Source organism: Sulfurimonas sp. (genome assembly GCF_027056685.1).
Taxonomy (GTDB): Bacteria; Campylobacterota; Campylobacteria; order Campylobacterales; family Sulfurimonadaceae; genus Sulfurimonas.
The window spans coordinates 1-5,803 of sequence record NZ_JALUKE010000024.1 but is presented as its reverse complement, the minus strand read 5'-3'; the positions used below and the strand labels follow the sequence as shown (position 1 = coordinate 5,803).

Below are 5,803 nucleotides of genomic sequence, written 5' to 3'. Positions count from 1 at the left end.
AGGTATAAGCGATGGAAGCTGCACCATTTTCTATAGCAAGGTCAACCATCTTTTGTGGCGAAATATCTACGCTTGTATCGACCGAGTGTTCTTGTGATATTTGCCAGTTTTGGCAAAATGGACACTTGAAGTTACACCCGACTGTTCCAAGTGAAAGTGCCGATGTTCCGGGCAACAGATGATACATAGGCTTTTTCTCGACAGGATCAAGATTGAGCGCACTCGGATGTCCGTAGACAAGTGTTTTAAGTGCACCGTTTTCATTTTTATTGACTCCGCAAATTCCAACTTGTCCCTCTTTGAGTTGGCAGAAGTGCTGGCAGAGCATACAGATGATTTTATTTGATTTTTCTAAATTTTTATAGTAGTTCATATTAGTCCTTTGTAGTCATAACTATTTATAGTTAGAGACTCAAGTTGTTGTGATTTTACTGAAATTATTAAAAAAAGTCAAATATTTGTTACAAATAGTAACCTTATGAATTTTTTCTAGTGAAATAAAACTGATACAGGATTAAAGATTTTTTGATACTATTGCACATATCAAAATAGTAGGATTGAAATTGAAAAAAATTGTATGTGTATTGATACTTGTGTTGACAGCTGGACTCTTTTCAGCTTGTTCAAAAGTAAACGATGAAGATTTGAAAAAGGCTCATGAGGCAGTTGAAGCAGGTGCTATCATTGTTGATGTACGAACACCACAAGAATATAAACAAAAACATATTGATGGTGCTATAAATCTCCCTATTGAAGAGATTATGCAAGGGCATTTGAAAAAACTCCCAAAAAATAAAGAGATAGTCGTTTATTGTAGAACAGGCAACCGCAGTAATACGAGTGCAAAAGTTTTACGAGAAAAGGGCTGGAGTGTATATGATGTAGCTACACAAGCTGATTGGGAAAGAAAAATAAAAGAGTAAAAAATCTATTTTACAAACTTTTATTATTAATTTCTACTAAGCTATTTTTTCTTTGCCGTTTTATATTTTCTATTAAATATCTCACCACGGATATAACGACCATATATAAGCTCAAACATAACAGATATCATAATAAATGTAATAAAAATAATAACGGCATGTGGATTTGATGTATATGTATGAAAAAGAAGTGTTCCTAGTGCTACAAAAGTTAAAAATGAGGAAAGCATAAGAATAATTTTAGCAGCGTCAATCTCTTTGGCAAGTCTATATGCACTGATATTTACAAGAAAAAAGATGAGTAAAAAGCCTGCACTTCCTATGATGGCAATCTCTGTGAGGTCGATGCTATTTGCAAGGAGCACACTAAAAAGTGTTGTATATAAAACCCCACGAAATGGGACACCACTGCGTTTATCTTCTACCATCAAAGTTCGTGGAAGTTTACCATCTTTGGCGATGATATAGCCAAGCCTTGCATTCCCATAAATAGTTGCGTTTATGGCTGAAAATGTAGAGAGTAGGGCAGCAAAGGAGACAAGTACAAATCCTGTGTGTCCAAGAGAGGGTTGTGCGGCAGCTGCAAGCGCATAATCTTTTGCTTTCATAAGTACATCTTCACTTACACAACCTACAGTAATAATTGAAATAAGTACATAGAGTGCTATAACAATAATAACTGAAGCATAAAATGCACGAGGGAGGTTTTTGTCGGGATTTTTAATGTCCTCTGCAGAATTGGCAATAAGCTCAAAACCTTCATAGGCTACAAATATTATCATCCCTGCTACAACGATGGAGAGTGGAGATGCCCAGTGTTGTGGTGCTATTCGCTGAGGCTCTACAAACGACGCTCCAGCGACAATAACCAGAACAAGTAGTGAAACTTTTATGACAACAATGACTGTTTCACTCTTACCTACAAAAGAGGCACTCACAAGATTGATGATGGCAGGAAAGATGATGGCAGCCGTGATAAGACCATGGTGCAAAAGTGAAGAGGGGTGCTTGAAAAAAGTTTCTCCATACGATGCAAACGCAGTAGCATAGAGTGAAATGGTGACCAAGTAACTTAGCCAAAGCATCAGGTTTACAGAACCAGAGAGGATATTGTCACCAAATGCTTTGTCAATGAAAGTGACCGTACCACCCTCACTTTGAAATGTAACAGAGAGTTTGGCATAGGAGTAAGCTGTCAAAAGTGCTATGAGCCCACCAAGACCAAACGCAACTGCTGTTGCACCGTGTGCCAAAGAGACTGCTTCACCCAAAACAGCGAAAATTCCGCCACCAACCATACCACCGATGCCAATGGAAATTGCACCTAAAAGTCCTATACTTCTCATATTTCTCCTATTTCACTACTTGAATGACTGCGTTTAGATTTGTACTCTTTATAAAACATTTTCTAAGGGTACAGACCAAATAGTCACTATAATCCTCTTGCAATGTCATAAGATAAGGGTAGTGTACTTCTCTGATTTTTTTCATATTGTTTACAAGGTTTTTTTTGTTACTTTTAAGTACAAATACCCCTCTTTTTTGCATCAGATAATCATCTGCAAGTGCTGGAACTTTAGCAAGTTTTCTCTTTAATGTTGCTTCATTTGCTTTTATGCTCTTGTGTGCAAGTTTTTCATAGCGAAATGACTCTTTTAAAGCGGAGAGTTTTATGATGTCTTCTATGATTTTTGAAAGTGCGGAGGTGTAGTATTTGTCATTCAAGTCTGCTTTTACTCCTAAATCTTCACTCAAGTACCATATACCATCTCTATAAAACTTCCCTTTGGCTTGACTTAAAAGATACTCGGCTTCTGTAAGTCGCTGTTCATTATAATTGCTCTCATAAGAGGCTATAAGTGCGCCGATAAAGAAAGAATAATCTTCTAGTAAGCCTTTTTGTTTTGGTTTATGGTTTGGTATAGTTTGATGATAAAGTTCTCGCTCAGGTAGCATCAAGTGCTCTAAAGCCTCTAAGCTTTTATTTGCCTCTTTAGCATATTTCTTATTTATATACGCAGCTTTATAGAGTGCTTCTATCATCATACTGTTCCATGCTGTATTTATCTTTTTATCTATAAAAGGGTAGGTTTTATTCTTGCGGATTTTTTGCAATGCTTTTTGAAATGCGTAAAATCCTTCTGGGCGATTTTGTGTCTCAAAATTGATATGAATCTTGTTATGAAAATTTCCCTCATAACTAAAAGCGATAGCATCTTTAATTTCAGTTGCATGAGGATTATGCTCTAACGCTTTGTCTATCTCTTTTTTTGTAAAAGTAAAATATCCGCCTTCTTCGCCCATGCTGTCGGCATCACTGGCACTGAAGTAGAGATCGTGGCTTTTAAATCTCTTCTCTACCATCTGGATTGTTTCAACAACAACATCTCTGTAGAGTTCTTTTGTACTCAGAGCATACCCTCTTACATACAGAGGAATTAATTCCGCCTGATTATAGAGCATCTTTTCAAAATGGGGAATTTCCCATGCTGCATCGGTTGTGTAGCGAAAAAATCCTCCCTCGGCATGGTCATACAGTCCACGCAACACCATCACATCGAGCATTGCAAAATAATCTCTTTTAAGCTCTTTATCATGAGAGAGTTCTGCTAAATTGCCAAGAAGCTTCAATTTTGCTGCCTCTGGAAATTTTTTTCCTCTTCCAAAACCCTCATAAATAGGCTCATATTCCTTTTTCATGGAATTAACCATACTTTTTAAGGAGAGAGTGTTCTTTGATTTTTCTTTTTTCGTTTGTAAGTTTTTTGCATTTGCAATGGTAAAAATTTCTTTAGCAAGAGTCTGTTTATCTTCATAGAGACGATGCAGACGCTCTAAAAGTGTATTAAACCCCTCTGCATAACTTTCACGGTGTGGGGGTATATATGTGGTAATGTAAAAGACTTTTTTTTGTGGTGTCATAAAAACACTTAAAGGCCATCCACCCACATGCTTTTTATAATTTTTATAGATATTTTGGTAGTAAATATCTAACTGAGGCATCTCCTCTTTATCTACTTTGATGGAAATAAAGTATTTATTTAAAAGTCCTGCAATTTTTTTATTTACAAAGGATTCTTTCTCCATCACATGACACCAATGACAAGTAGAATATCCAATAGAGAGAAAAATAGGTCTATTTTCTCTCTTTGCCTTTGCAAATGCACGAGCAGACCAAGGCATCCAATTTACAGGATTTGTTGCGTGTTGGAGTAGGTAAGGAGAGGTCTCTTTTGCAAGTTCGTTTGCATTTAGGATGGGAAAATAGAGAACAAACAAAAGTAATAAAATTTTCAAGGCTTACTCCTTATGTAAAATAACTTCACTAAAATGTGGATTTGCTACAGATACTTTTAGCTTTGTAATTGTATCTAATACAATCAAAACATTTTTATCATCTACAAGAAGTTGTATACACTCTTCGCCTAATTCGTTGCGTTTGGTGTTTTTTGCAACTCCTTTAATTGTCTCACCTGTATTGAGGGTTAATATTACAGGAAATTGGTACATACAGGCGATTTCTATATAGTCATATTGTTGACATGTTATCATTTTTAATAATCTTTTAAAAATTAACGGCGAAGCCCATTTAAATCACAGTACACTCCTATAATTATTCCATAAAACATTGAATTTGTTAGCATTTTACCTTCCTAAATATCTAATTATTTCATTCTAACATATGGGTACCTTTAAAAAGTCGTAAGGCTACTTATTCGCTACTATGAGACTGTGAAAGAACCCAACTCCAAATACTGTAAAATATTCTACCAAAAGTACCCTAAAATTAACCATACTAAAATCACAGAAACAGTATAATAACTCCTATAGAAAGGGCACTATATGGGTATATACAAACAAGGCTTAAACCGTAAACAGCAACTAATGTTTCCACCAAGTTTAGATGAGTTAGTAGAAGAAGATAATGTAGTTCGTGCAATAGAAGCATATGTAGCTATAAAAGAGAATAATTTAACCCAAATAAGGGAGGAAATAGCAGCGTATATCTTGGCGTTTAGACTTAATTTAGGCTATTTTTTAGAAAGATTTCTGTTTTTATAAAATATCCCAAAAAAGATGAGATATTTGTAAAAATTGAGGTGAGAAATTAAGCTCAATTAAGGACGAATTGGACTAAGTTCACAGTCTCTCTGTTTTGTTAGCATTTAAGCACAGTTTGTTTTGTAATCCAAAAATAAACTCTCGACTGGTATATGAAGTTGCTTATGTAAATTTCTTATCATCTCAATAGTTAACTTTCTTTTTCTATTAAGTATCTCTGATACTCTTGATTTACTTCCAACTATTGGAACTAAATCTTTTTGTTTTAGACCCTCTTGTTCCATTCTAAACTTAATAGCTTCAATAGGGTCTGGAGCTTCTATTTTATAATGTTGTTCTTCATAAGCTTCAAGGAGTGTTGTAAGCACTTCCAATTCGTCCATTTGTGGTGTATTTGGTTTAGCATCCATTAAACTTTCTATATGCTCTAATGTTTGAGTATAATCTTCTTCATTTTTAATAGGTCTAATATTCATTTGATAACTCCTCAATATTTATTTTGTCATACTGTTTATGTGTTCCGATAAACTTTATAAATACAATTTTTGCATAGTAGTTTATGGTAACAATCAATCTATATTTGTTTCCTGCAATATTAAAGACAACTTTTGTATCTCCAATAATACTAGCACTTCTATACATCTCTTTAATTTCATTTGGATTATTCCAATCTAGTTTCAGAACCTCTTTATGCCAAGACTCTAAAGCACTTTTACTATCTTGATATTTTGGTTGTTCATAAAAATCTTTTAGTGTCTTTTTTGAAATTATTCGCATAAAAGTATTATAGTGTAGTTCCCATTAATAGAACTTTAACT

The 5,803-nt window shown here is 34.6% G+C and carries 7 protein-coding genes and 1 pseudogene; 2 read left to right on the top strand and 6 right to left on the bottom strand.

The window, feature by feature from the left end:
* Positions 1-373, bottom strand: a pseudogene (locus MVY38_RS00935) (radical SAM protein); the annotation flags it as partial.
* Positions 374-563: 190 nt separating this feature from the next.
* On the opposite strand from MVY38_RS00935, the gene MVY38_RS00930 reads away from it, so the two are divergent.
* The gene (locus MVY38_RS00930) at positions 564-923 is read left to right on the top strand and encodes a rhodanese-like domain-containing protein (RefSeq protein WP_297482446.1); all 360 of its coding nucleotides are present in this window, start codon (positions 564-566) and stop codon (positions 921-923) included.
* 41 nt (positions 924-964) lie between these two features.
* Here MVY38_RS00930 and MVY38_RS00925 read toward each other — a convergent pair whose 3' ends face one another.
* Genes MVY38_RS00925 through MVY38_RS00915 form a run of 3 tightly spaced genes read right to left on the bottom strand, consistent with a single transcriptional unit; the run spans position 965 to position 4,475 of the window.
* Positions 965-2,269 carry an APC family permease gene (locus tag MVY38_RS00925; RefSeq protein WP_297482443.1) on the bottom strand — a complete coding sequence of 435 codons (1,305 nt, stop codon included), beginning with the start codon at positions 2,267-2,269 and terminating at the stop codon, positions 965-967.
* 7 nt (positions 2,270-2,276) lie between these two features.
* Positions 2,277-4,220: a DUF255 domain-containing protein gene (locus MVY38_RS00920; RefSeq protein ID WP_297482441.1), complete on the bottom strand. Its 1,944-nt coding sequence runs from the start codon at positions 4,218-4,220 to the stop codon at positions 2,277-2,279.
* A gap of 3 nt (positions 4,221-4,223) precedes the next feature.
* Positions 4,224-4,475, bottom strand: coding sequence for a Rho-binding antiterminator (locus MVY38_RS00915; protein ID WP_297482438.1), 252 nt, complete (start codon positions 4,473-4,475; stop codon positions 4,224-4,226).
* 291 nt (positions 4,476-4,766) lie between these two features.
* Between MVY38_RS00915 and MVY38_RS00910 the strand changes: the two genes are divergently transcribed.
* Positions 4,767-4,985, top strand: coding sequence for a hypothetical protein (locus tag MVY38_RS00910; RefSeq protein WP_297482435.1), 219 nt, complete (start codon positions 4,767-4,769; stop codon positions 4,983-4,985).
* Between the two features lie 104 nt (positions 4,986-5,089).
* Here the strand turns inward: MVY38_RS00910 and MVY38_RS00905 are convergent, their stop codons facing one another.
* Complete coding sequence (locus MVY38_RS00905; protein ID WP_297482431.1) at positions 5,090-5,461, bottom strand: DNA-binding protein; 372 nt, start codon at positions 5,459-5,461, stop codon at positions 5,090-5,092.
* The gene (locus MVY38_RS00900; RefSeq protein ID WP_297482425.1) at positions 5,451-5,762 is read right to left on the bottom strand and encodes a type II toxin-antitoxin system HigB family toxin; all 312 of its coding nucleotides are present in this window, start codon (positions 5,760-5,762) and stop codon (positions 5,451-5,453) included. Before MVY38_RS00900 ends, MVY38_RS00905 begins: the two co-directional genes overlap by 11 nt.
* Between the last annotated feature and the right edge of the window lie 41 nt (positions 5,763-5,803).

Excerpts from the sequence above, each read along its gene's own strand:
- MVY38_RS00925 (WP_297482443.1), bottom strand. The coding sequence starts at position 2,269 with ATGAGAAGTATAGGACTTTTAGGTGCAATTTCCATTGGCATCGGTGGT.
- MVY38_RS00915 (WP_297482438.1), bottom strand. The coding sequence starts at position 4,475 with ATGATAACATGTCAACAATATGACTATATAGAAATCGCCTGTATGTAC.
- MVY38_RS00910 (WP_297482435.1), top strand. The coding sequence starts at position 4,767 with ATGGGTATATACAAACAAGGCTTAAACCGTAAACAGCAACTAATGTTT.
- MVY38_RS00905 (WP_297482431.1), bottom strand. The coding sequence starts at position 5,461 with ATGAATATTAGACCTATTAAAAATGAAGAAGATTATACTCAAACATTA.
- MVY38_RS00900 (WP_297482425.1), bottom strand. The coding sequence starts at position 5,762 with ATGCGAATAATTTCAAAAAAGACACTAAAAGATTTTTATGAACAACCA.